The organism is Plastoroseomonas hellenica, from assembly GCF_018129085.1.
GTDB classification, from domain to species: Bacteria; Pseudomonadota; Alphaproteobacteria; order Acetobacterales; family Acetobacteraceae; genus Plastoroseomonas; species Plastoroseomonas hellenica.
The window spans coordinates 84,452-106,678 of record NZ_JAAGBB010000022.1 but is presented as its reverse complement, the minus strand read 5'-3'; the positions used below and the strand labels follow the sequence as shown (position 1 = coordinate 106,678).

Below are 22,227 nucleotides of genomic sequence, written 5' to 3'. Positions count from 1 at the left end.
GCACCGGATCGGGTGTCTGCGCGACGGAGTTGGCTGAGCGGTCGGTCATGATGTTCACCGGCAAGGGGCCGGCTGCGTGTTTGCTGTCCGGCGATGCGAGGAAAACGCGCGGACGGCACATCGGGTTGAGGCTGTCCCGGGCGCCGAGGCTCAGCCCGCCCCGATCTGGCGCCCGATCGCGGCCGCGGTGCTGCGCAGCAGGGCGAGATGATCGGGCGCGTCGGGGTCGCCGAAGAGCGACGTCATCCCGGACAGGCTCAATGCGCCGAGCATCGCGCCGTCCTTTCCCAGGATCGGCACGCCGAGCCCGGCCAGCCCGATGACGAAATCGTCGCGCGCGAGCTCCCAGCCGCGGGCCGCGATGGCCTCCGCGTCGCGCCGCAGGTGTGCAGGGTTCGTCTGGCTCGCCGGCGTCCGGACCGACAGCGGCAGCGCGAGCGCCCGCTCCCGCTCCCGCGGCGTGAGGCCGGCGAGCAGCACCCTCGGCCCCGCCCCGCAATTCATCGGTGCCCGCGCGCCGACCGAGAACCAGACCGCATCCACATTTGGCTGCGGCGCCACCGCCCGCGCGAGGCAGAGCGCCATCCCGTCCTCGGCCATCCAGAGGAAGGCGGTCGCCCCGGTCCGCCGCGCCAGATCGTGCAGCGCATCGCTTCCCGCCGCGCGCAGCGCACCGCCCGTCTCCACCGCCGCGGCCATGGCCAGGAGCCGCGTGGTGAGCGCGTAGCATCCGGTGCCCGCCTCATGGCGCACCCAGCCGGCCAGCAGGAGCGTCTGCAACAGCCGCCGCGCGGTGCCCTTGTCGAGCTGCGCCGCGCGCGCCAGCTCGGTCAGGGTCTGCCGCGGCTGTTCCGGCGTGAAGGCCGCGAGCAGGGCTAGCCCGCGGTCCAGGGCACGGACCAGCGGCACGCCGGATTTCAGCTCGGGCAGCTCGGCCGATGATGTCATTCCATGACACTACAATGTCGCTGCTTGACACATCAAGCCGGTCCTCCCTAGGCTCCGCCGCTTCTCAGCGAGGATGCCTGCTGTGCCCGTCCCTGACCGGATCGCCGCCCTCTCCCCTGAGATGACCGCCTGGCGCCGCGACATCCACGCGCATCCCGAGCTCGGCTTCGAGGAGGTCCGCACCAGCGGGCTGGTCGCGGAGAAGCTGGCATCCTGGGGGATCGAGGTGCATGCGGGCATCGGCCGCACGGGCGTGGTCGGCGTGCTGCAAGGCCGGCACGCGGGGAACCGCCGGATCGGCCTGCGCGCCGACATGGATGCGCTGCCCATGCCCGAGACCAACGACTTCGCCCATCGCAGCACGCGCCCGGGCGTGATGCATGCCTGCGGCCATGACGGGCACACGGCCATGCTGCTCGGCGCCGCGAAGCACCTGGCGGAGACGCGCGACTTCGCGGGCGTCGTCCACTTCATCTTCCAGCCGGCCGAGGAGGGCCTGACCGGGGCGCTCGCGATGGTGCAGGACGGGCTGTTCCGCCGCTTCCCCTGCGATGCCGTCTATGGCCTGCACAACCTGCCGCAATTGCCGCTGGGTGTCGCCGCGATCCGGCCGGGAACGGTGCTGGCCGCGGTGGACTATTTTGCGATCCGGCTGCTGGGGCGCAGCAGTCATGGCGCCGAGCCGCATCGGGGGATTGACCCGCTGCCGGGCGCGACCCAGCTCTATGCCGCGCTGCAATCCCTGGTCAGCCGGCGCGTCGACCCGCATGGCACGGCGGTGCTGAGCGTCGCGCAGTTCCATGCCGGGACCTCCGATATCGTGATCCCCGAAAGCGTCGAGATGCGCGGCACGATCCGCACGCTGACGCCGGAGATGCGGGCCCACTTGGAGGCGCTGTTCCGCCAGGCCGTGGCCGGCACCGCCGCCGCGCATGGGCTGGAGGTCGAGCTGGACTACCGGCGATCCTACCCGCCCACCATCAACACGCCGCAGGAGGCCGCGCTGGCGGCGGAAGCAGCGGCGAAGCTGCTGGGAGCGGAGGCGATCCGCGGCGACTTCCCGTCGCTGACCGCCGGCGAGGATTTCTCCTACATGCTGCAGGAGGCGCCGGGCGCCTTCCTGCTGCTGGGACAGGCGGGCGAGGCCGAGGGCAGCGCGGTGCCGGTGCACAATGGCCGCTACGACTTCAACGACGACCTGCTGCCGATCGGCGCCGGCTGCCTGGTGCAGATCGTCCAGGACGAGCTTCGCGACCGCGCGCCGCTGCCCGAACAGCGCGCCGGATAGCCTAGCGAATACCGCGCGGCGATCGGCCGCGCGGCTGCCCAAGGGCGCCCCTCTCGCGCCCGAGCTTCCGCAACGTGCCACAAGCAGGTCAGGAGAACCGTCATGCCCTTCGCCACGACGAGTGATGGACTCGAGATCTTCTACAAGGACTGGGGTCCGAAGGACGCCCAGCCCATCGTCTTCCATCACGGCTGGCCGCTGAGCGCCGATGACTGGGATACGCAGATGCTGTTCTTCCTGCATCAGGGCTTCCGCGTGGTCGCGCATGACCGCCGCGGCCATGGCCGATCGACCCAGGTGGGTGATGGCCATGACATGGACCACTACGCGGCCGATGCCGCGGCGGTGGTGCAGACGCTCGATCTGCGCAACGCGGTGCATGTCGGCCATTCCACCGGCGGCGGCGAGGCGCTGCACTACACGGTGCGGCATGGCCAGCCGCAGGGCCGCGTCGCCAAGCTGGTGCTGATCGGCGCCGTGCCGCCGCTCATGCTGAAGACGGAGGCCAATCCCGGCGGCCTGCCGATGGAGGTGTTCGACGGCTTCCGCGCGGCACTCGCCGCCAATCGCGCGCAGTTCTTCCTGGATGTGCCGAGCGGCCCCTTCTACGGCTTCAACCGGCCGGGCGCGCAGCCTTCCCCGGCGGTGATCGAGAATTGGTGGCGCCAGGGCATGATGGGCGGCGCCAAGGCGCATTACGACGGCATCAAGGCCTTTTCCGAGACCGACTTCACGGAAGACCTGAAGGCCGTGACGGTGCCGACACTAGTCATGCATGGCGATGACGACCAGATCGTGCCCTTCGCGGATTCGGCGCCGCTGTCGGCGAAGCTCGTGAAGGGCGCGACGCTGAAGGTCTATCCGGGGTTCTCCCACGGGCTCTGCACCGTCAACGCGGATGTCGTGAACCCGGACCTGCTGGCCTTCATCCGCGGCTGACAGCCGCGGTCGATCTGCCTCGGGACGCCGGTGCTTCCCGAGGCATGCAGCGGGTCCAATGGTCGGCGGATCCCGGGGCTCTCGCGATCGTGGGCTGCAATTCCTGTGGATAACGGGGGAATCTCAATCGGACACGCAACCGAAAAGCTCCGGCCGTCTTCTCCGTGGCCCCCTGCAGTCACCGCCTCAGGTCACGCAGCGGCGATGCCGGGTCGTTCCAATTGGCCATGAGCCGCCGCGCCTCCGCCTCCCACTCGGGGCGATGGTGTTTGAGAACCTCCCGCCACAAATCCGCGGCGACCTTCTGAAGGTCGCGATCCGGATGGACGAGCGCCCAGTCCAACAACGTCTGCAACCTGATCTGGCCACGGTGCCGGCGCGCAAGCGGCTGCCTGTCCATTGCGAGCGCGTAGGCGGCGAGAACGTCCACGATCGCCACGCGCACCGTCGGTGCCCGGCTGCCGGCGGCAATCACCGTCAGCGCGTTTCTGGCGCAGACCATCCGCAGTTCGGACTGGAGCGCGCCATCAGGAAGTTGCCACCACCAGACAGGAGCGGCCTCGACGATGTTGCCGTCCGGGCCAATCTCTCTCATGGCGCGATCGATCGCTGGCGACATCAGGAACCGGCGAGCGCCTTCAGCCACGGCCCGTCACCTCGGGCTGCTCCGGTCCGCGTTTCGGAACCTCGATCGCCACCTCGCCTGCGGGCTTATCCTCTCGCAGCCCCCGAAAGGAGGCGTGCCGTAGCAGCCCGTCGCTGCTCCAGCCGCGAAATTCGATTTCGGCGACCAGTTCCGGGCGCACGAAGCGCACGCCCTTGCGCGCGGCTACTGTGAGCCGGCCTGCAAACGGGCTGGTCGCGGCACGCCGTGCCTCCAGTCGTTCGTAGAGGTCGCGCGCCGTTGCCTGTGTGAAGCCGGTCCCGACCCGGCCGACATGCTGCAGCCTTTCGCCCATGAAGGCACCCAGCACCAGCGAGCCGATCGCCGTGCCCGATGCGGTCGAGGGTACATAGCCGGCCACGACGAATTCCTGCCGGCTGCTGCACTTCACTTTCAGCCAAATGCCTGCCCGTCCTGAGCGGTACGGGTCGTCGAGGGATTTGGAGATGATGCCTTCGAACTTGAGCTGGCACGCGTGGCGTTTCACCACATCGCCGCTGGCCTCGAAGTGCTCGCTGAAGCGAACGGGGTCCGCCGGCTCGAGAAGCAGGTCGCCGAGTAGATCGCGCCGGCGGCTCAGCGGTAGCTGCCTCAGGTCGTGTCCGTCGAGATAGAGAAGATCGAAGGCGTAGTAGAGGAGCCGCCCGGTGTTCCCGGCTTTCAGGGCATTCTGCAGGGCCGAGAAGTCGGATGCCCCGAGCTCGTTTTCGGCGACCAGCTCGCCATCGATGATGGCCTGTTCAACCGGCAATCCCGTCAGGGCATGGGAAAGCTGATCGCCGAACTTTTCGGTCCAGTCCAGGCCGCCCCGGGTGAGGAGCCTCACGCTCCCGTCCCTGATGCAGGCCTGCACCCGGTATCCGTCGAACTTGATCTCGTGCACCCACCGCTCGCCCTTCGGTGCGTCCGCCACCAAGGATGCCAGCGCCGGCTCTATGAACCCCGGCATAGGCGCGGGTTCGGCGCCAAGCTGCTTGCTGAGGCCGATGCGGCGCGGGGCAGGGTCCGCCATGCGGCGGGCAACCCGCTTGAGCGTGGTCCTCGGTTTGCCCGGTGCCCTGGCCATCAACCGCCTCCGATGCGAAGGCGATTCAACGCGGTCCGTGCCTATAGGTTTGCGGCGGCATGGCTGGACCTGACAGCAGCCGACGCGCTTCGCTAGGGCGCGGCCGTCACCCCGAAACTTCCTGTTTGCCGCGGGAAGTCACAGAAGAGGCAGCCCTGCCCCCTTCGGGCAACCATCGGTTCCGGAGGACGCTCCTGTAGCTGGCGAGAAGGTGCCCCCATGCCCGCACAGCCTGTGCCTCCGCCGCCCTCCCTGGGCACGGTCGTGACCAGAGGGGCGAGCAACCGGTGCCCGAATTGCGGCGAGGGTCGCGTCTTCGCCGGCTACTTGAAGATCGTGCCCGAATGCGCCGTCTGTCACGCGCCGCTGGGGGAGCTGCGGGCCGATGACGCGCCGCCCTATTTCACGATCTTCCTGGTCGGGCATCTGCTGGTGCCCATCGTGTTCTGGATCGAAAAGGCCTATCAGCCGCCGATGTGGCTGCACATGGCGGTGTGGCTGCCGCTCTTCACCCTGCTCAGCATGGCCGCGCTGCGCCCGATCAAGGGTGCCACGGTCGGCTGGTTGTTCAGGCTCAATTATCCCGCGACGCTCATGCCGCTGCATGAGCGCCGCCCACCCGCTGGCCCTTGAGAGGCACGCCCGGCCGCTGGCATGGAGTACCGGCATCCCAGGCGGCCGGGTGACGTTTCCCGGAACTGGATCCTGGACCCCTCGAACCCAGGAGTATTGTCGCGTGCCCTTGGAGATCGAGCGAAAATTCCTGCTCGCGAGCGACGGCTGGAAAGCCGGGGTGGTTGAGACGCGCCTGCTGAAGGACGGTCTTCTGGCCAGGTTCGGCGGCGGCAAAGTCCGTGTCCGGCAGTCGGGCGATCGGGCTTGGGTCACGGTCAAGGGACCGCGCATCGGCATCAGCCGCGCCGAGTTCGAATACGAGATTCCCCTGCGGGACGCGGAAGAGATGTTCTCGCTTTGCGAGTTGCCCCACATCGACAAGCTTCGCCACACCGTGCCCCATGGTGGGCTGCGTTGGTCGATCGACATCCACCAGGGGCCCCTGGCCGGGATCGAGTTCGCAGAGGTCGAGCTTTCCGATGCGGAGCAGCAGATTGCGCTTCCGCCATGGGTTGGCGCGGAAGTGACGGACGACCCCCGCTACCGCAAGGCCACCCTGCTCAAGCACCATGCGGACCTCGTTGGCCGCGCCGCTGGCGGGGCCGGGTCGCCCTCGCTTCCGCCGCCGCTTCCGGGCGGCTAGGCCGGCCTTCGGTCGCCGCAGCCGCTCATGGCGCGCGGGAACCTTCTCCGACCGATCACGTGAACAGGCGCCATAGGCCCATGAGGAAAGCGAGGGCCAGGATAGTCGCCTTGACCGGCTTTTCCGCCGGCGGGTGGAACGCTCCCAGCAGCAACCCACCAGCGCCGATCGAAACCAGGACAATTTGCTTAAGCACGCCTTCGACCTCCGCAATGCCGCGCGAGTAGCACTGCCGGCGGAGCGGACGCAGAGACCTTGGTCACGAGCCAACGCGGCTGCTGCGTGCGACGGCCGGAAAAGCGGCCGGAAGCCTTCCTGACCGAGCCGTGATCAGCATGGGGACAGCCTGACCCGAGAGGTCAGCGCGTCCCGGACTCTGCAACTGCGCGCGCACGCCGACGCGCCGCGGGAAAGAGCAGCATGATCAGGATCAGTAGCGACAGCGCCAGGCAACACCCGTTGGTGACCATCAAGGGCCATTGCCCCTGGAGCACGCCATAGAGAAGCCACAGGCTGAAGCCGAGAACGGTCAAGGCGTACATCGCGACCGACAGGCCTTCCGTGTCACCGCTGCGGATGATCTTGATTGCCTGTGGCGCGAAGCTGGTGACCGAGCAGAGGGCCGCCAGCCCTCCGATGATCTCAACGAAGTCCATCGCGCGAGGTCCCCGGCAAGAGCGGATTCGCCGGGCTTCGCCCCGGCCACTCGGCGAGAACGCATCGCACGCGGCGCAGTTCCTGATCTCCCTGGTTCGCGCGATAGCCCTCGCCCTCTTCGCCACATGATGCCGAGCGAGCGGGGCAGCATGGTTTTTTGCGGCGGTGATGGGCTTCGTTGAGCTCATCCCTCTCACCTCCGCCGCCGTCGCGCGGCGCTTCGGCGTCGCCGATCTCGGCGCGCTCCATGCGCCTCTGCTTCTTCTCAATGCACGTCAACTAACCCGCTTCACCGGTACTGCGCTGACGGACAGTTCCAGTTCCCCGACAAGTTCCACTGCAGCACGAGCATGGTCCGGTACCCATGCGTCGGCGGTGAATCTTGTGCGCCTTTCGTTCTTGCCGCTTGCCCCTCTCCCCTGCGCTCTGGATAGCCGAACGGGTTCAGCCCCTGGGAGATATGATGAGCAATCCCGTGTCCGATCCCGACGCCGTGCGGGACGATCGTCATAGACCCACGATGGATCCCGAGCATCGGGGCGGTCCCCTCCGGCCTCTCGGGCTCGGCACTCGCAATGTCATCGAGGGGCTATTGGGGCTGCCGGTGGCCTTGGCTGACGCCGCAGCCTATCCGGTGAACCGGCTCTACGATGCGCTCAGGCCCGCCCCGCCGCTCTCGGGTCTCATCACCGATCAACAGCGGCAGCCGCTCTTTCGACCTCAGGGGGAAGTGGTCGCGGAAATTCTGGATCGGCTCGGCCTCCCGCGCGCCGAGACCGCGCAGGAGCGCATCACAGGACGCGTCGTCCAGGAACTGGCCGGCGCCGCCACGATGTATGGGGCCGGCCAGACGCTCGTGCGCGGAGCTGGTGAGATCATCCCACTCATCGGCCAGACGCTCACCACTGCCCCGACCGCGCAGGCCACAGGTGCGGCCGCAGCCGGCTTCGCGGGCGGCGTGGCGCGTGAAGTCGCGCCGGACAGCGCCGCCGCGGATTTGGCGGCCTCGCTCCTGGGCGGCGCCCTGGGCGGTGCACTTCCTCTTGTCCTCATGCGCAACCGCGCCGGCAGTGCGGCGGCAGCCACAGCGCGTTCTGCAGGGCATGGACAAGACACCGCGGCAGGCGTTGCTGTGCAGCAGGCTGGGCAGTCGGAGAGGACGACGGCTCGCGCCCAACAAACTGCAGCCAATGACACAGCCCCGGCGCCACGCAGCAATGGCGACGACGCTGTGCACCCTCCTGCGGATATGCCTGCCGATGCGACGACACCAACGGCACTGGCCGGCGCGCCGACCAGCCCGGCTGCGCCGTCGTCAGTACCCAACTCCCTCGCCGCGCCCGCCATCATTATCGGGTCCAGCACGGGTCAGCCGCGCATGACCGCGCAGCAGGCGTGGGAGAGGCTGGTGCGGCCGAGTTCTGCGGTCTTCATCCCACGAGTGCCTGGGCTGGCGCTTCCGCAGGCGGCACGGGATTCAAGAATCGTGACGGAATACTTGGCGGAGTGGACGGCGACACCGGCCCATCGACGCCCGCCACTGCCGGACCAGCCGGGTGCCCTTCGTCAGCCGATGCCATGGGACGCACTCAACGTACCGCAGATCATGGGACGCGATCTGGATGCGACACGTCTCGATAATCTCGCGCCCGGGCTATGGTTACCGCATGGCCACAGGTTGAGCGGCCGCGGCGATCTCGCGGTCCTGCGGCCGCATGTGAATCAGGTCGTCGACCGCCTCGCGGAGGCTCTCGACCCCGTCGTTGTGCGTCTGGCGCGGGGCGAGCATGTGCCTGGCGCCACGACCGAACAGATCAGTGCGGCGCGACTGGCGGAGCACTACAACATGCGGCCGGCCTATGACTCCATACTTGACGCGGGCCTGTCTCCGCATGCCGCGAGGGACCGCCTGGAGCAGGAAGCCGCGCTTCTTGCCGCGACCAGCCCGGTCACCAACACGCGGGCCGGCCAGCGCAGTGCCGCTCTCTACGGAAACCGATTCGGTGCCGGCCGGCCGATCGACAGCGAGGCGATGGCTGACGAACTGACAGCCGGCTTCAACATCATGCCTAGCCGGCATTCGCCCCTGGTGCAAAGGGCGCTGGGAAGCGGTTGGACGCTGTCACGCCACCCGAAGCTGCTCACCTACCGGTCTGCCCTTACCGGCGACAGTACCGCGGTACCGATCGACTCGAATAAGGTCCGCTACATCAGCATGATGTTCAACGAGGTCGCTCCGGGCGCCCTGCCCCGCGCGTCCTTCGCCACGGAAGCAGGCTATCAAAGCTACCGTGCCGCCTATCGGAATGGCGGAGGCGGCATGACCGCTGAACAGCTTCGCGAGGTACTCGTCAGGGGCCCGCGTAGTCAGCGCGTCAATGGACTGCACGTGCCGAGCGAATATACCTTCTATCATGATATTCTGACTCAGACGGCGGAGCGGCTGGGTCTCACCCCAGCGCAGACAGATGCGTTGCTGTGGTTCCGTTTCGGCGCGGATACCGGTCTGGCAAGCCCGCATCTGACGCAGGTTGGCGTCCTGAATGAGCGCTTCGCGCGGGCCGCCCACGCCCTCCGGATCTCACCGACCGAGGCCGCGCATAGATACTGGCGCAACGAGATCCCACTGCCCCTCCTCGCTGCAACCGCCGGATCGGGGGCCCTGGCAGGCTTACCGAGCCCGGAGCCGGAGAGGCCGCAAACCGCGCCGCGATGAGCGGCCACGCCTTACGTCAGGGCAGTGTCGTTGTCTCGTGCTTGCCCTGGGCAAGCACGAGCAGATATCCGACTTCGATCGAGACAGAGGATTTCCTTCAACGGAAGTTCCCGGTATGTTCCATACTGGATCTGCTGCCGAAACTGGATGGCGCGCCGGGCGCCGTCATTTGGAGTGAATCCGCGGTGAAAAGTCATGCCCCTGGGCTGCACACACAGATGGACGCAATCGCTTGGGTCATGCCCTATCCTGGACCAGGATCTTGTTCTCCTGAACCTGCTGGTAAGCTCTCTGGATGAAAATCTACTGCCGCGCAAAGGACGCGGCGGTGGGAGTGACAGGCCTTGAAGGACGTCATCCAGCTCGTTGAGGAACATCTGCTATCGTTCGACGGCACTCAGAAGACCGAAACCGGCTTTCACCAGGCGATGGCCGACGAGGCCATCGTGACGGAGCTCATCTTCCGGACGGAAGCTGGTTCATCAGCCCCTGTGACGGTCGCCACCATCGAGTCGCGCTTCACTCCGGACTTGACGCCTGATTTCAGCGCGGAACGGATCGCACGCCTCAACCGGCGGAGCGTGCATGGCGCCTTCTTCCTGATGGATGGGCAGCTCGGCTGCCGGCTGGCTTTCCCGCTGCGCGAGCAGGAACAGGATGCCGGGTGGATCGCAGAGTATTTGGTCACGGCCTTCCGGTTGCAGGGCCTGCTTGGCTTCGTTACGGCCAGGGCCGAAGTGTCGAAGGCGGAGTTCCTTGCCGCACGTGACGATCTGGACCCTCCACGCCAGTGGGCGACGCCGCTTGCCGATACGGCATTCGAGGGGGTTGCCCGGAGATTGGAGGAGGAGGGCCAGGTCGCGCGCGCTCACCCCGGTTGGCTCTACATCCCGGTGGCACTGGATGGCTTGGGCATGTTGCAGGGTGGCGATGACGCGGTGATCAACATCACCACGGGCATCGAACATCCGCTGGCGGGCACCGGCTATCTCGCGACACTGACCCTGCCGCCTTTGCCACTTTGGCAACCGGGGGATGCATGGTGCGCAGTCCTGAACGAGCTGGACCGTGAGATACCGGACTTCCCGCCAGGCCTCGGTGCCTGGGCGTTGCGGGGCGGCGGTGGCGGGGCGGAGATCGTCTATGGATTGTTCATCCCGGCGGAAGAAGGGAGCGCGACGATGCTCGATCGGATCGCGCGATGGATGATCTGGCGCGCCGAATGGATCCGGGACACGCATTGGGAACCGGGCACTGGGCTGATGCCATTGAATGAAGCCGAATGAGCCTCTCTTCCGATACCGACCTCGTCGAGAGCTTCCTGGCAGAGCTGCGTCGGGCCCTTTCAACGGCGAGCGCCTCGCTGCAAGAAGTCCCGCGCGCGGCATCCGGTCTGCGCCGTTTCGCCGTGCCTGAAGCCAGCCTCGAGACGTCGCTGACGCTGTTTCCCACACCGCGGTCGTCCTTGCTTCCCTTCGGCGAGTATCGGGTGATCGCGAGTACGAAGCTGCCAGCGGGCGCGGAGGAAGAGCTGCTGCGCCGCGATCCGGGCCTGGACGGTTTCGCGACGCTCGGCGCCATCCACCGTCACGGTCGGAGCGTTTCCTCCTCGATGCTCATCGAGCCGAGCTCACCCGGAACCTTGGCCGGCATCCTGGCCACATCGCTGCTGCATACAGGCCCGTCGGTCCTTGATCATCTGCAGCGGAGGCAGGAGCCGGAGGCGCCTTCCGCCCCCGCCTCCCCGAGCGCCTGGTCGGATTTGGATCTCGCGCAGTTGCACTTCGACCTCGGCCACCGCATCGGGTGCTCCCTGGCACCCGGCGAATGGCGACAGACGCTCGGCCCCATGTCCTTGTCACTGACCATTGAGGACCACCATCCGTATTTCGGTGGTGGGCTGCTTTCGCGGGTCAGTGTCCCGGCGGAGCTCTTCATCGTCGACGGCGTCGCGGTGCCCGTGCCCGACCTCAACACGGAGACAATGCTGGCAACCGAGGAGCCGGCCTTCGGCGCCTGGACGACCGACGCCAACGGCTACTGTTTCCTCTCCTTCCTGCCGAACAGTCTGCAGCAGCTTCCGGAGTTCGAGGAGCATTGGGCGAGTTGGAGCCTTCGGCGCGCAGCCGGCGCGATTCGCATCGCGCAGACTGCTCACGCCACCTGGCTTGGCGCTGAGCCGGCTGCCGAGGAAGACACGTCCGATAGCCGTCTTTGGCATCACGGACACAGCGACAGCGCAGAAGAATTGCGACCAGGCGAGCGGCAAGGACCAGGCTTCGTTCCCGGATTCCGGTTTCCCTCCTCACCAGCTGCGGGAGAGGCCGGCGCGACGTTTCCCGAAGGGCATCTGGTCGCGTTTTTCCTGGCGGAGCTGCGCTTCTGGCTTCAGGAGTTCTTCGGCGCTTCCCTCAAGGAGGTCCCGAGCAACAATCCGACTGCGCGCAACTTTGCGGTGCCCAACGCCGAGCACTCCATGACGCTCGTGGTACCCCCGCCATCGGATATGGATGGAATTCTCGAGACGGAATGCCACATGGTGGCAAAGATCATGCTGCCGGCGGAGGCCGGTAAGCTGCTGACCCGGAGCGGTCGCGACCCGAACCAGTTCGCAACCCTCGGCATCGTCACGGCCGGGGCTGTAAGCCTCGCCGTCCACGGGATCATCCGGCACGACAACCTGAAGCCACTCGCGGCGATGACCGCAGTCGCAATGATGCAGGCTGCTCCGTCCGTTCTGGAATTCCTGCGATCCGCTCAGAAACCCACCCCGTTCACCGCCTTGCGTCGCCTATTCACGCGGCAGCAGGAAGCGCAACCAACGCCTCACTCGCCAAGCGCCTGGACGAGCAGGGAGCTGGAGCGCCTCCATGTCGACAACGCGCGTCACGGGTCGTCGTCGCTGGGAGAGCGAAGCTGGACACTGCGCCTGCCTGTTGGCGTGGAAGTCGCGACATTGTCGCTGACCTCGATCGATGATCATCCCCACTTCGGTGGCGGCCTATTGTCGCAGCTTCACCTGCCGCGTGCCGTTCTCACTATCGACGGCCATCCAGTCACTGCGATGCAGCTCAACGGCGTTGAGTTCCTCACCGGCGAGGAACCTACCTTCGGCGCATGGGTGGATGACGCGGATGGCTGCAGTTTCCAGAGCTTTCTGCCGAATATCCTACAGCCCGTGACCGGCTTCGACCATCATTGGGTGGGCTGGAGCATCAAGCGCGCCACCGGTGCAGAGGTGTTGGCTCGATCCTACCGTCAGATCTTCGGAGGAACGTGATGCTCCGCAGACTGGAGACAGCCCGGCGATGCTCGCATCTACCCGGAATATAGGTGCAGCGTGATGGAAGTCGCCGACTTCGTCGCCGAGGCGCTGGCTGGGCGCCAGGATATCGAGCCATTTGCCGGCGGATATCGCCATAGCGCCGACATAGGCACCACGACGCTCACCTTTCATGCCAGCAGTGGCGCGGATAGTCGCCTGACCTCCATCGCCATGGTCGAAAGCCGCTTCACGCCTGGGGTTGTGCCCGATTTCGACGATGACGGCATCGCCTGGCTCAATCGCCGCGCGGTCTTTGGATCCTTCTTCCGCGATGCTCATAGCACCGGATGCCGTGCGACCTATCCTATCGACAACGGCTTCCTGGAACCGGACTGGCAGGCTCGGCGTCTGCTCAATGCGCTCAGCGACCAGCGAGCCTTCGGCATCGCCATCGGGCTGATGGATCTCTCGCTGGAGCACTGCCTGGCGTCACGGAAGATGTTCAGGGTTCCCCGGCACTGGGCGACGCGGCTTCCTTCAGAGGGGTTGGAGAAAGTCGCCCACTATCTGGAGCAACAGTTTGGGCTCCCGGCAACCGCCGGGCCGGCTTCTCTGGTATTCGAGGCGCCGCTGACTTCTGGCGCCACGACGCGCATCGTGGATCCCGAGGCGGAAACCGCGTTGATCAGCATCCGCACCGACGTTCAGCATCCCGTTGCGGGGGTAGGCTACTGCGTCACCATCATGCCGCCGCGGCAGCCTCCGTCGGAACTCCTGACTATGTGGTGCACGAAGCTGAACACGCTCGAACATCAGCAGGAGAGATTCTGGCCAAGGCTCGGGGCCTGGGGAAAGCGCGAGCTTGGCACACGGCTCGTCTACGGGATGTTCTGGCCAACTGATGAGGCCGATGCAGGTGAAGTGAGGATGCTCGCGCTCGAGATGGCCGACAGAGTAAACTGGATCGCGGGGGATCTCTGGTTGCCTGGTGTCGGTCTCCATCTCCAGCGAGACACCGCTTGATGAGTGACACCAACTCACGCGGTCTGGTTGAGCAATTCCTGCTGGAGCTGCGCCGCTGCCTCGAGCGTCATCACGCATCGCTGGTCGAGGTCGATGATGATCCCACGTTAGCAGTGGAGCCGCGCCTCTTCGAAGTTCCCGAAGCGCCGCTCCCGGCGAAGCTGCTGGTGCATCGCACTCTACGTTCGCAACACCTTCCGACACCCGAATACCGCGTGCGTGTCGTTGTGGCCCTACCGAAGGATCAGCAGGTCATGATCGCGCGCCGCCGTCAGGACGCGAATCGCCTTTCGATGCTTGGTGCCATTGACACCCAAGGCAAGAAAATCTGGTCTCAGGCGCTCATCCATCCAACCACGATGCCGGTGCTCGGTGCCGTCACGGCAACTGCGTTGCTGTATTCGGGGACCTTTCTGCTGGAAGGGTTACGGCAAACCTCGCGACGATCCTTCCGCGACATGCTGCGCGGGGAGTTCCATCGGCAGCCGCCGCGCCGAACTCCGAGCGTGTGGTCTGATTCAGATATGGAGCAACTCCACTTCGATCACGCCCATCTTCTTGGTTCGCTGGAAGCTGGCATCTGGCGGCTCCCGATAGCCAGTGGAAAGCTTTCCTTGAGCCCGGTCGACGACTGTCCTCTTCTTGGCGGCGGATTGTTGCTGCACCTTCAGATGTCGCGTGAACTCTTCATCATTGGCGAGCGGAAGGTGAGCGCGGACGAACTCAACACCCTTGCGCACTACCTTGGCGATACGCCGTGTTTTGGCTCCTGGTCGGAGGATGCGAAGGGTTACAGCTTCCGGTGCTTCGCACCGAACTCGGTCGGAACGGTGTTCAACCTTGCGGACCACTATCTGAACTGGGGCTTGCAATGGGTGCAGCAGGCGAGGTCACTGGCCGAGCAGTACCCAAACTTGACAATCTATCGATAAACATTGGAACAGTTCACCCCGCGGTCGCGCTGCGGCGGAAGCTACCTCCGCCGCAGCACCAGCGTCGTCCACGCCCCCACATCAATGCGCCGCTCCAGCACCAGCCCCCGCCGTCGATGCGCGGCCAGCACCATCCGCGCCTGGCTGCCAAGCAGCCCCGCCAGGATCGCGGTGCCATCAGGCGCCAGGTTGGCGGCCAGGTGCTTCGCCATGGCGCAGAGCGGCCGCGCCAGGATGTTGGCGAAGATCAGGTCGTAAGGCCCGGGTGCGCGGACATCCGGGTTGCGCCAGCCATCGGCGAGGATCGCGCGCATCAGATGCGGCACGGCGTTGAGGCGCGCATTCTCCGCGCAGATGCGCACGCTCCAGGGCTCGATGTCGGTCGCAATCACGCGCCGCTTCAACAGCCCGATCGCGGCGAGGGCGAGAATGCCGGAGCCGCTGCCGAGATCGAGGATGCGGCGGGGACGGCGGTGCGCCACGGCTTCGAGGGCGCGGAGGCATCCCTGGGTGGAGGCATGCTCGCCACTGCCGAACGCCAGCCCGGCGTCGAGGCGCAGCACATGCCGGCCATAGGTGGTGGTATCAGGCAGATGCGTCGGCCGCACCAGGAAGCGGCGGCCGACCGGCTGTTCCGGGAAGGCCGTCACGGTACGCGCGAGCCAACCCTCGGCTTCGGTATCGGTGCGCAGCAGCGGCGGCGCTTCGATGCCGGAGACGAGCGCGGCCAGCGCCAGTGCGCCGGCCAGCTCCTCGTCATCGGCCCCCTGCTCGCGCACGCCCTCGACGCGCCAGGTCTCGGCCGGCTCTTCCCGGAAGTACCCCACCGTGGTGCAGACCGTCTCGAAGGCCGCCTCGAAAGCGGGAACCGCATGCTCGGGCAGGCCCTCGACGGCGACGGTCTCGAGCGGCAGGGCGTGACGGAAGGAGAGGCCGGGGCCGGCCGCGCTCGCGCGCATCAGCCGCGCTCCACGAAGCGGTCGAGCACGCGCTTGCTGCCCGCCTTCTCGAAATCGATGTCGAGCTTGTCGTCGTCCACGCCGGTGATCCGCCCATAGCCGAATTTCTGATGGAAGATGCGATCGCCGACGGCGAAGGCGTCGCTCCGCGCCGGCCGCGCCTGCACTTCCCAGGCCCCGGCCTCGATCACCCTCGCCCGGCGCGAAGCGAGCGGGCCGGCGGTGAAGACCGAGGGCGCGCTGACCATGCGGGACCGCTCCTGCGCTGCGCCGCCGGCGCGCGTCACATGCGCCTCCGGCAGCTCATCGAGGAAGCGGGAGGGGATGGAGCTGGTCCAGTTCGCGTAGATGCGCCGGTTCGCGGCATGGCTGACAATCGCGATGCGGCGCGCCCGCGTCAGGCCGACATAGGCGAGCCGCCGCTCCTCCTCCAAGGCCTTCTCGCCGCCTTCGTCGAGGCTCCGCTGGGACGGGAACAGGCCTTCCTCCCAGCCCGGCAGGAAGACCATGTCGAATTCTAACCCCTTGGCGGCGTGCAAGGTCATCAGGCTGCAGCGATCGCCTTCCGCATTCTCGTCATTCTCCATGACGAGAGCGACGTGGTCGAGGAAGCCGGCCAGGCTCTCGAATTCCGACAGCGCGCGGACCAGCTCCTTCAGGTTCTCGAGGCGCCCGGGCGCCTCGGGGGAACGGTCCTGCTTCCACATCTCGGTGTAGCCGCTCTCGTCGAGCAGGGTCGCGGTGGTGACGACATGGCCTTCGGTCGGCAGCGCGGCGCGCCAGCGGTCGAAGCCCTGCATCAGCTCCATCAGCGCCTGGCGGGCCTTGCCGCGCAGCGCCTCGCCGCGTTCGACCATCAGATGCGCGGCTGTCGAAAGCGGCACCGCCTCTCGCCGCGCGATCTCGTGCATGGCGCGCAGCGCGGTGTCGCCGAGGCCGCGCTTCGGCGTGTTCACGATGCGCTCGAAGGCGAGGTCGTCGGCGGGCTGGTTGAGCACCCGCAGATAGGCCATGGCGTCGCGGATCTCGGCGCGCTCGTAGAACTTGGCGCCGCCGACCACGCGATAGGGGATGCCGAGGGCGATCATCCGCTCCTCGAAGGCGCGGGTCTGGAAGCCGGCACGGACCAGGATCGCGATCTCGCGCAGCGGCATGCCGTCGCGCCGCGCCTGCTCGATGCGGCCGGCGACGGCGCGCGCCTCCTCCTCGCTGTCCCAGAGGGAGAGGACCTGCACGCGCTCGCCTTCCGCATCCTGGCGGCCGGGACGCAAGGTCTTGCCGAGGCGGCCGCTGTTATGCGCGATCAGCGCGGAGGCGGCGGCGAGGATGGGCTTGGTCGAGCGGTAATTGCTTTCGAGGCGCACGACCTGGGCGCCCGGGAAATCCTTCTCGAAGCGGAGGATGTTCTCGATCTCGGCGCCGCGCCAGGAATAGATCGACTGGTCGTCGTCGCCGACGCAGCAGATGTTGCGCGGCAGCGGCTCCGGCCGCTGCGCCAGCAGGCGCAGCCAGAGATACTGCACCAGGTTGGTGTCCTGGTACTCGTCGACCAGGATGTAGCGGAAGCCGCGATGGTATTCCGCCAGCACGTCGGGGTTGGTGCGCAGGATCTCCGTGACATGCAGCAGCAGGTCGCCGAAATCCGCGGCGTTCAGCTCGACCAGGCGGCGCTGATAGGCGGCATAGAGGGCGCGCGCCGCGCCATTCGCCCAGTCGCTGTCCTCGGCGGCGGTCACCCGCTCCGGCGTCAGGCCGCGATCCTTCCAGCGCTGGATCACGCCCATGGTGCCGTTGGGCGGCCAGCGCTTGGCGTCGATCCGCGCCGCCTCCATCACCTGCTTCAGCAGGCGGAGCTGGTCGTCGGCATCGAGGATGGTGAAGTTGGTCTGCAACCCCACCAGCGCCGCATGCCGGCGCAGCATGCGCGCGCAGAGCGCATGGAAGGTGCCGAGCCAGAGGCCCTCGGCCGGCTGGCCGAGGATGGCGGAGACGCGTTCGCGCATCTCCCGCGCCGCCTTGTTGGTGAAGGTGACGGCCAGCACCTGCCAGGGCCGGGCGCGGCCGCTCATCAGGATATGGGCGAAGCGGGTGGTCAGCACCCGGGTCTTGCCGGTGCCGGCGCCGGCCAACACCAGCAGCGGCCCGTCCACCGCTTCGACCGCGGCACGCTGCTCCGGGTTCAGGCGGGACAGGTAATCGGGCTGGGGGAGGTTTGGCGCGGACACCGGCGCCATATAGAACACCCCGCGAACACATCCAACTGCCAGTCCCACCGCCCTTCCTGCTGCGGCCGGCCTATGCCCGGCTCGCGCCGAAATGACGACGGGAAGGCTGACACGGCCTGTGCGGCGCGTCCTGATCGTCGCGGAGATGACGCGGCAGGCCAGTGCATGGATCCGTCAGGCGCAGCATCGGATGAGGCCAGGTTGCTGGCGCTGATCCATGAGCGGTTCGGCGACCTGCGGAAGCCCTTCTCCCCAGACGCTCGGATCAACGGTCCGGGCGGCTTCGATGACGAGGACGCCGAATACCTGATCGTCGACGCCTTCCGCCTGCTCGGCCTCCCGGACAGGGAGTTGCCCCGCTTTCCCTATGCACGGTTCTTCGCCTCGGATGCAGAGGGCGGTGTTCCGCTTTCAGCCATCCTGGCGCGGGTGATCGCCTTCGCGTTCGATCCCCTGGGCATCAGCCGCCCGCTCGCGCGACGCGATCCCCTGCGTGTCGGGCGGCTGCTCTCCTGGCTCGGCGAAAGGCTGGGGCGGCCAAGTGAGGACAGGTCTGCCGAAGTCGAACAGCCTCCTCTCACGGCGCGGGGCTTCATCGCCCTGATCCTGGAGATCAAGGCGGAGGTCGGCTCTTCCCCGCATTTAGTTTCGGAAAAGAATTGACTTGCGCGTCCCGCCGGCGCGACGCTGCCGCTCCCATCCCAACGCGGGAGTGCAGGCCATGTCGGCAGCCAAGGTCATCACCTGGGAACGCTCCGGCACCTATGTCGAGGAGAAGAGCGGCAACGCGACCCACCATGCGCGTTGCGGCATCATCGACATCGCCGGCCATTACTGGGAAGGGTTCGAACGCCTGGGCAAGGTCGCCCTCGACGCCGGCACCTATCCGAATTCCAGCATGTACATCGACGCGAAGCGCGGCCCCGTCGTGAACCCCTGGCACAAGCAGATGGTGCCGGACCCCGACAGCAAGGAAAAGCCGCCCAAGATGAAGCGCGCGGGGATCCTGTTCCACCGCGCGAAGGTTCCCTCGGACCTGCTCGGCTGCGTCGGCATCGGCTGGATCTATGGCGGGCAGCTCACGGATTCGGCAGAGGCGCTGTGGGAGATCTACCGCCTCGCCGGCGGCACGAAGCAAAACCCGGCGCCGATCCTGACGGTGCGCGTGATCGGCGCCCGCACGCCCTATGCCCCTGATTCCGCCACCTACCTGAAGGACCTCACGGCCTATCAGGGGCTGTGAGTGACGGGGCGGCGCTACCGCGCCGCCCGTGCCCCCAGCAGATGCGCGATGGCGTAGACGAGGTCGGGGCGGTTCAGCGTGTAGAAGTGGAACTCGTCGACGCCATTCGCCTGCAGCAGCCGCACCTGCTCGGCCGCGACCACGACGGAAACCATGCGACGGGTTTCCAGATCCTCGTCCAGGCCTTCGAAGAGCTTGCCCATCCAGTCCGGAACGCTGGCCCCGCACATGGCGGAGAAGCGCTTGACCTGGACGAAGTTCGTGACCGGCATGATGCCCGGCACGATCGGCACCGTGATGCCGGCCGCGCCGCAGCGGTCGAGGAAGCGCAGATAGGTCTCGGTGTCGAAGAAGTATTGGGTGATCGCCCGGGTCGCGCCGGCATCGATCTTGCGCTTCAGGTTGTCGAGGTCCTGCTCGGCCGACAGCGCCGTCGGATGCGTCTCGGGAAAGGCGGCGACCGAGATCTCGAAATCACCGATCCGCTTCAGCCCCTCGACCAGGTCCGCGGCATAGTCGTAGCCGCCGGGATGCGGTTCGTAGACGGTCTGCCCCGCCGGCGGATCGCCGCGCAGCGCGACGATATGGCGCACGCCCGCCGCCCAATAGCCGCGCGCGACCTCGTCCACCTCGGCCCGGGTGGCGCCGACGCAGGTGAGGTGCGCGGCCGGGGTCAGGCTGGTCTCGGCGACGATGCGGGAGACGGTCGCATGGGTGCGCGCCTGGGTGGTGCCGCCGGCGCCATAGGTGACGGAGACGAAGCGCGGCGCCAGCGGCTCCAGCCGGCGGATGCAGGCCCAGAGCTGCTCCTCCAGCTTCTCGGTCTTCGGGGGGAAGAATTCGAAGGAAAGGCGCGGCGGCGGCAGCTCGGCCAGGTTCGGCAGCCCGGGGACGCGCGGGCCGGTCAGCCAGCGCTGCAGGGTACCGGGAGCATGATCGTGGCTGGGCAGGTCCATGGCGTTCCACCGGCTCGGGCGACAATGCCCCGTGAGTGGCGCTTTCGCGCCGCCGTTGCAAGGCTGCTCGTCAGGCCCATGTCAGGTCCGCCTGCTAATACACCGAAACGACGCGATACATTCCCTCGGTCCAGAAAGATGCTATGCGAGCGGTCCATGCGCTGCCCTCCCTCCCCTTGGCAGGCCCTCGGCCTGTCCCTCCTCCTGCTGCTCGGCGCCTGCGCGACCCGGCCTGACCCCTCCGATCGGGAGGCGGTCGCCGAGTACGAACAGAACAACGACCCGCTGGAGCCCACGAACCGCGTCTCCTACGAGGTGCATGACGCGATCGACCGCGCGGTGCTGGAACCGGCGGCGCGCGGCTACCGCGCCGTGGTGCCGGGGCCGGTGCGCACCGGAATCGGCAATGCGCTGGCCAATCTGCGCAGCCCCGTGACCCTGCTCAACGACCTGCTGCAGGGCGAAGGCGATCGCGCGCGCATCACGCTCGGCCGCCTCATGGTCAATACGGTGCTCGGGCTAGGCGGCGTGTTCGATCTCAGCCGCACCTGGGGGGTCCCGGGGCATACCGAGGATTTCGGCCAGACGCTCGCCGTCTGGGGCGTCGGCGAAGGGCCCTATCTCTTCATCCCTCTGCTCGGCCCCTCAAACCCGCGTGACCTGGCCGGCACCGGGGTCGATTTCGCCGCCGACCCCGTCGGTTATTTCGGGCAGGGCACGATCGTCGACGCGCTGAACTGGACCCGGGTCGGGCTGACGGTCCTGGATACACGCGAAGGGCTGATCGAGACCGTCGATGGGCTGCGGCAGGGCTCCCTCGACCCCTATGCCACCATCCGCTCCGGCTATCGCCAGCGCCGTTCCGCGCAGATCCGCAACCGGGACGCCGATGCCGGCGCCGAGGGCGGCCCTTCGGGCCTCGGCCGCGGCTTCGGATTCCAGCCCCGCCCCTGATGAAACACGGTACGAACGAACCCATCATGCACGGCATGACCCGACGCGACCTGATCCTGGCGGCCACTGTGCTCGCCCTTCCCGCCCTGTTCCGGGGCACCGCGCTGGCGCAGACGGTCGATACCGCCCGCGCCGCCAGCCTTATCGAGACCGCCGGTCAGGAGCTGGTGAGCGCCCTGAACAACACCGGGATGAGCGTCGCCCAGCGCCGCGAGCGGGTGGCCGCCGTGCTGCGCCGGACCATCGACATCGAAGGCACCGGCCGCTTCATCCTCGGCCGCTACTGGCGCACCGCGAGCCCGCAGGAGCAGCAGGACTATCTTCGCCTGTTCGATGAGATCATCATCCGCAACCTCTCGGCTCGCTTCGGGGAATACCAGGGCGTACGCTTCACCATGGGCCGCAGCCAGCAGCGGACGGAGGAGGACGTGCTCGTCAACACCATCGTCGAGCGTCCGAACAGCCCGAGCTTCTCGCTCGACTGGCGAGTGGCGGATCTGGGCGGCGGGCAGCTCAAGGTCGTGGACGTGATCGCCGAAGGCACCTCGCTGCGGCTGACCACGCGCAGCGAATATTCATCGGTCATCCAGCGCAATGGCGGACAGGTGGGCTCGCTGCTCACCGCCATGCGCCAGCAGATCGCGCAGCTCGCCGCGCGCGAGGGACGCTGAGCTCGCCATGGCCCTCCTCACCGCCCGCGAGGCCGAGACCATCTACCTGCTGGGCGACAGCGTCGTGCTGCGCGGCGCGATCCCCGGCACCGACTGGCACATGGTGGAAATCACAGTGCCACCTTCCAGCGGGGTGCCGCTGCACAGCCATGCCAGCGCCGAGATCTTCCGGGTGCTGCAGGGCGAGGTCCGCTTCCGCGATGATGACGGCGAATGCGTCGCGGGCCCGGGCGACATGTTCCATGTCGAGCCCGACGCCCCGCATTGCTACCGCAACATCCGCTCCGCGCCGGCGGTGATGCTGGCGATCATGGACGTCTCGGTGCTGCGCTTCTTCCGCGCGATCGGCACCACGGCGCCGCCGACCGGCGAGGCGCCGGACGATATCGAGACGCTGATGCGCATCGCGGCCGAGCACGGGATCAAGTATATCGGCGCCGCCTGACCGGCCGGCCTGTGAATG

22 protein-coding genes are annotated in these 22,227 nt (G+C 67.3%); 14 read left to right on the top strand and 8 right to left on the bottom strand.

Features of this window, described 5'->3' with window-relative positions; genetic code table 11:
- Positions 1 to 150: 150 nt before the first annotated feature.
- Complete coding sequence (locus tag GXW71_RS18655) at positions 151 to 948, bottom strand: IclR family transcriptional regulator (RefSeq protein WP_211854062.1); 798 nt, start codon at positions 946 to 948, stop codon at positions 151 to 153.
- Positions 949 to 1,030: 82 nt separating this feature from the next.
- On the opposite strand from GXW71_RS18655, the gene GXW71_RS18650 reads away from it, so the two are divergent.
- Both GXW71_RS18650 and GXW71_RS18645 read left to right on the top strand, forming a co-directional pair.
- On the top strand, positions 1,031 to 2,236 hold the full coding sequence (locus GXW71_RS18650) for a M20 aminoacylase family protein (RefSeq protein WP_211854061.1): 1,206 nt from the start codon (positions 1,031 to 1,033) through the stop codon (positions 2,234 to 2,236).
- A gap of 102 nt (positions 2,237 to 2,338) precedes the next feature.
- Positions 2,339 to 3,175 carry an alpha/beta fold hydrolase gene (locus GXW71_RS18645; protein WP_211854060.1) on the top strand — a complete coding sequence of 279 codons (837 nt, stop codon included), beginning with the start codon at positions 2,339 to 2,341 and terminating at the stop codon, positions 3,173 to 3,175.
- Positions 3,176 to 3,353: 178 nt separating this feature from the next.
- On the opposite strand, the gene GXW71_RS18640 is transcribed toward GXW71_RS18645, so the two are convergent.
- Both GXW71_RS18640 and ligD read right to left on the bottom strand, forming a co-directional pair.
- Positions 3,354 to 3,821, bottom strand: coding sequence for a hypothetical protein (locus tag GXW71_RS18640; RefSeq protein ID WP_211854059.1), 468 nt, complete (start codon positions 3,819 to 3,821; stop codon positions 3,354 to 3,356).
- Complete coding sequence (gene ligD, locus GXW71_RS18635) at positions 3,814 to 4,905, bottom strand: non-homologous end-joining DNA ligase (protein WP_211854058.1); 1,092 nt, start codon at positions 4,903 to 4,905, stop codon at positions 3,814 to 3,816. Before ligD ends, GXW71_RS18640 begins: the two co-directional genes overlap by 8 nt.
- Before the next feature lie 219 nt (positions 4,906 to 5,124).
- Here ligD and GXW71_RS18630 point away from each other — a divergent pair, with 219 nt between their 5' ends.
- Both GXW71_RS18630 and GXW71_RS18625 read left to right on the top strand, forming a co-directional pair.
- The gene (locus GXW71_RS18630; RefSeq protein WP_211854057.1) at positions 5,125 to 5,538 is read left to right on the top strand and encodes a DUF983 domain-containing protein; all 414 of its coding nucleotides are present in this window, start codon (positions 5,125 to 5,127) and stop codon (positions 5,536 to 5,538) included.
- 103 nt (positions 5,539 to 5,641) lie between these two features.
- Entirely contained in the window at positions 5,642 to 6,163 is a 522-nt protein-coding gene (locus GXW71_RS18625; protein ID WP_211854056.1) for a CYTH domain-containing protein, read from the top strand.
- Between the two features lie 359 nt (positions 6,164 to 6,522).
- Here GXW71_RS18625 and GXW71_RS18620 read toward each other — a convergent pair whose 3' ends face one another.
- Together GXW71_RS18620 and GXW71_RS18615 are read right to left on the bottom strand one after the other, a co-directional pair.
- Positions 6,523 to 6,819 carry a SemiSWEET family sugar transporter gene (locus GXW71_RS18620; RefSeq protein WP_211854055.1) on the bottom strand — a complete coding sequence of 99 codons (297 nt, stop codon included), beginning with the start codon at positions 6,817 to 6,819 and terminating at the stop codon, positions 6,523 to 6,525.
- Positions 6,806 to 7,069, bottom strand: a complete 264-nt coding sequence (locus GXW71_RS18615) for a hypothetical protein (protein WP_211854054.1) — start codon at positions 7,067 to 7,069, stop codon at positions 6,806 to 6,808. The genes GXW71_RS18620 and GXW71_RS18615 overlap by 14 nt, the downstream gene beginning before the upstream one ends.
- Before the next feature lie 214 nt (positions 7,070 to 7,283).
- Between GXW71_RS18615 and GXW71_RS18610 the strand changes: the two genes are divergently transcribed.
- The 5 genes from GXW71_RS18610 (at position 7,284) to GXW71_RS18590 (ending at position 14,756) form a co-directional block, all read left to right on the top strand.
- Positions 7,284 to 9,536, top strand: coding sequence for a hypothetical protein (locus tag GXW71_RS18610; RefSeq protein WP_211854053.1), 2,253 nt, complete (start codon positions 7,284 to 7,286; stop codon positions 9,534 to 9,536).
- A 344-nt stretch (positions 9,537 to 9,880) separates the two neighbouring features.
- Positions 9,881 to 10,822, top strand: coding sequence for a hypothetical protein (locus GXW71_RS18605; protein ID WP_211854052.1), 942 nt, complete (start codon positions 9,881 to 9,883; stop codon positions 10,820 to 10,822).
- Positions 10,819 to 12,816: a hypothetical protein gene (locus GXW71_RS18600; protein WP_211854051.1), complete on the top strand. Its 1,998-nt coding sequence runs from the start codon at positions 10,819 to 10,821 to the stop codon at positions 12,814 to 12,816. Before GXW71_RS18605 ends, GXW71_RS18600 begins: the two co-directional genes overlap by 4 nt.
- Before the next feature lie 63 nt (positions 12,817 to 12,879).
- A complete protein-coding gene (locus tag GXW71_RS18595; protein ID WP_211854050.1) occupies positions 12,880 to 13,824 on the top strand; it encodes a hypothetical protein in 945 nt (314 codons plus the stop codon).
- A complete protein-coding gene (locus GXW71_RS18590; protein WP_211854049.1) occupies positions 13,824 to 14,756 on the top strand; it encodes a hypothetical protein in 933 nt (310 codons plus the stop codon). Before GXW71_RS18595 ends, GXW71_RS18590 begins: the two co-directional genes overlap by 1 nt.
- A gap of 41 nt (positions 14,757 to 14,797) precedes the next feature.
- On the opposite strand, the gene GXW71_RS18585 is transcribed toward GXW71_RS18590, so the two are convergent.
- Both GXW71_RS18585 and GXW71_RS18580 read right to left on the bottom strand, forming a co-directional pair.
- Complete coding sequence (locus GXW71_RS18585) at positions 14,798 to 15,715, bottom strand: 50S ribosomal protein L11 methyltransferase (protein WP_211854048.1); 918 nt, start codon at positions 15,713 to 15,715, stop codon at positions 14,798 to 14,800.
- Positions 15,715 to 17,949 (bottom strand): ATP-dependent helicase, encoded by a 2,235-nt coding sequence (locus tag GXW71_RS18580; RefSeq protein ID WP_211854047.1) that lies wholly within the window; start codon positions 17,947 to 17,949, stop codon positions 15,715 to 15,717. Before GXW71_RS18580 ends, GXW71_RS18585 begins: the two co-directional genes overlap by 1 nt.
- Before the next feature lie 192 nt (positions 17,950 to 18,141).
- Between GXW71_RS18580 and GXW71_RS18575 the strand changes: the two genes are divergently transcribed.
- Together GXW71_RS18575 and GXW71_RS18570 are read left to right on the top strand one after the other, a co-directional pair.
- Complete coding sequence (locus tag GXW71_RS18575; RefSeq protein ID WP_211854046.1) at positions 18,142 to 18,603, top strand: hypothetical protein; 462 nt, start codon at positions 18,142 to 18,144, stop codon at positions 18,601 to 18,603.
- Positions 18,604 to 18,661: 58 nt separating this feature from the next.
- A complete protein-coding gene (locus GXW71_RS18570; protein WP_211854045.1) occupies positions 18,662 to 19,183 on the top strand; it encodes a hypothetical protein in 522 nt (173 codons plus the stop codon).
- A gap of 14 nt (positions 19,184 to 19,197) precedes the next feature.
- Here GXW71_RS18570 and metF read toward each other — a convergent pair whose 3' ends face one another.
- On the bottom strand, positions 19,198 to 20,139 hold the full coding sequence (gene metF / locus GXW71_RS18565) for a methylenetetrahydrofolate reductase [NAD(P)H] (protein WP_211854044.1): 942 nt from the start codon (positions 20,137 to 20,139) through the stop codon (positions 19,198 to 19,200).
- Positions 20,140 to 20,295: 156 nt separating this feature from the next.
- Between metF and GXW71_RS18560 the strand changes: the two genes are divergently transcribed.
- Genes GXW71_RS18560 through GXW71_RS18550 form a run of 3 tightly spaced genes read left to right on the top strand, consistent with a single transcriptional unit; the run spans position 20,296 to position 22,209 of the window.
- Positions 20,296 to 21,093, top strand: a complete 798-nt coding sequence (locus GXW71_RS18560) for an MlaA family lipoprotein (protein ID WP_211854043.1) — start codon at positions 20,296 to 20,298, stop codon at positions 21,091 to 21,093.
- Between the two features lie 35 nt (positions 21,094 to 21,128).
- Positions 21,129 to 21,764 (top strand): MlaC/ttg2D family ABC transporter substrate-binding protein, encoded by a 636-nt coding sequence (locus GXW71_RS18555; RefSeq protein WP_211854042.1) that lies wholly within the window; start codon positions 21,129 to 21,131, stop codon positions 21,762 to 21,764.
- A 7-nt stretch (positions 21,765 to 21,771) separates the two neighbouring features.
- A complete protein-coding gene (locus tag GXW71_RS18550; protein WP_211854041.1) occupies positions 21,772 to 22,209 on the top strand; it encodes a cupin domain-containing protein in 438 nt (145 codons plus the stop codon).
- Positions 22,210 to 22,227 lie beyond the last annotated feature (18 nt).

Coding starts and splice junctions, on each gene's coding strand:
- GXW71_RS18655 (WP_211854062.1), bottom strand. CDS start 948: ATGACATCATCGGCCGAGCTGCCCGAGCTGAAATCCGGCGTGCCGCTG.
- GXW71_RS18645 (WP_211854060.1), top strand. CDS start 2,339: ATGCCCTTCGCCACGACGAGTGATGGACTCGAGATCTTCTACAAGGAC.
- ligD (WP_211854058.1), bottom strand. CDS start 4,905: ATGGCCAGGGCACCGGGCAAACCGAGGACCACGCTCAAGCGGGTTGCC.
- GXW71_RS18630 (WP_211854057.1), top strand. CDS start 5,125: ATGCCCGCACAGCCTGTGCCTCCGCCGCCCTCCCTGGGCACGGTCGTG.
- GXW71_RS18620 (WP_211854055.1), bottom strand. CDS start 6,819: ATGGACTTCGTTGAGATCATCGGAGGGCTGGCGGCCCTCTGCTCGGTC.
- GXW71_RS18615 (WP_211854054.1), bottom strand. CDS start 7,069: ATGGAGCGCGCCGAGATCGGCGACGCCGAAGCGCCGCGCGACGGCGGC.
- GXW71_RS18610 (WP_211854053.1), top strand. CDS start 7,284: ATGAGCAATCCCGTGTCCGATCCCGACGCCGTGCGGGACGATCGTCAT.
- GXW71_RS18600 (WP_211854051.1), top strand. CDS start 10,819: ATGAGCCTCTCTTCCGATACCGACCTCGTCGAGAGCTTCCTGGCAGAG.
- GXW71_RS18595 (WP_211854050.1), top strand. CDS start 12,880: ATGGAAGTCGCCGACTTCGTCGCCGAGGCGCTGGCTGGGCGCCAGGAT.
- GXW71_RS18590 (WP_211854049.1), top strand. CDS start 13,824: ATGAGTGACACCAACTCACGCGGTCTGGTTGAGCAATTCCTGCTGGAG.
- GXW71_RS18585 (WP_211854048.1), bottom strand. CDS start 15,715: ATGCGCGCGAGCGCGGCCGGCCCCGGCCTCTCCTTCCGTCACGCCCTG.
- GXW71_RS18580 (WP_211854047.1), bottom strand. CDS start 17,949: ATGGCGCCGGTGTCCGCGCCAAACCTCCCCCAGCCCGATTACCTGTCC.
- GXW71_RS18570 (WP_211854045.1), top strand. CDS start 18,662: ATGTCGGCAGCCAAGGTCATCACCTGGGAACGCTCCGGCACCTATGTC.
- metF (WP_211854044.1), bottom strand. CDS start 20,139: ATGGACCTGCCCAGCCACGATCATGCTCCCGGTACCCTGCAGCGCTGG.
- GXW71_RS18560 (WP_211854043.1), top strand. CDS start 20,296: ATGCGCTGCCCTCCCTCCCCTTGGCAGGCCCTCGGCCTGTCCCTCCTC.
- GXW71_RS18555 (WP_211854042.1), top strand. CDS start 21,129: ATGACCCGACGCGACCTGATCCTGGCGGCCACTGTGCTCGCCCTTCCC.
- GXW71_RS18550 (WP_211854041.1), top strand. CDS start 21,772: ATGGCCCTCCTCACCGCCCGCGAGGCCGAGACCATCTACCTGCTGGGC.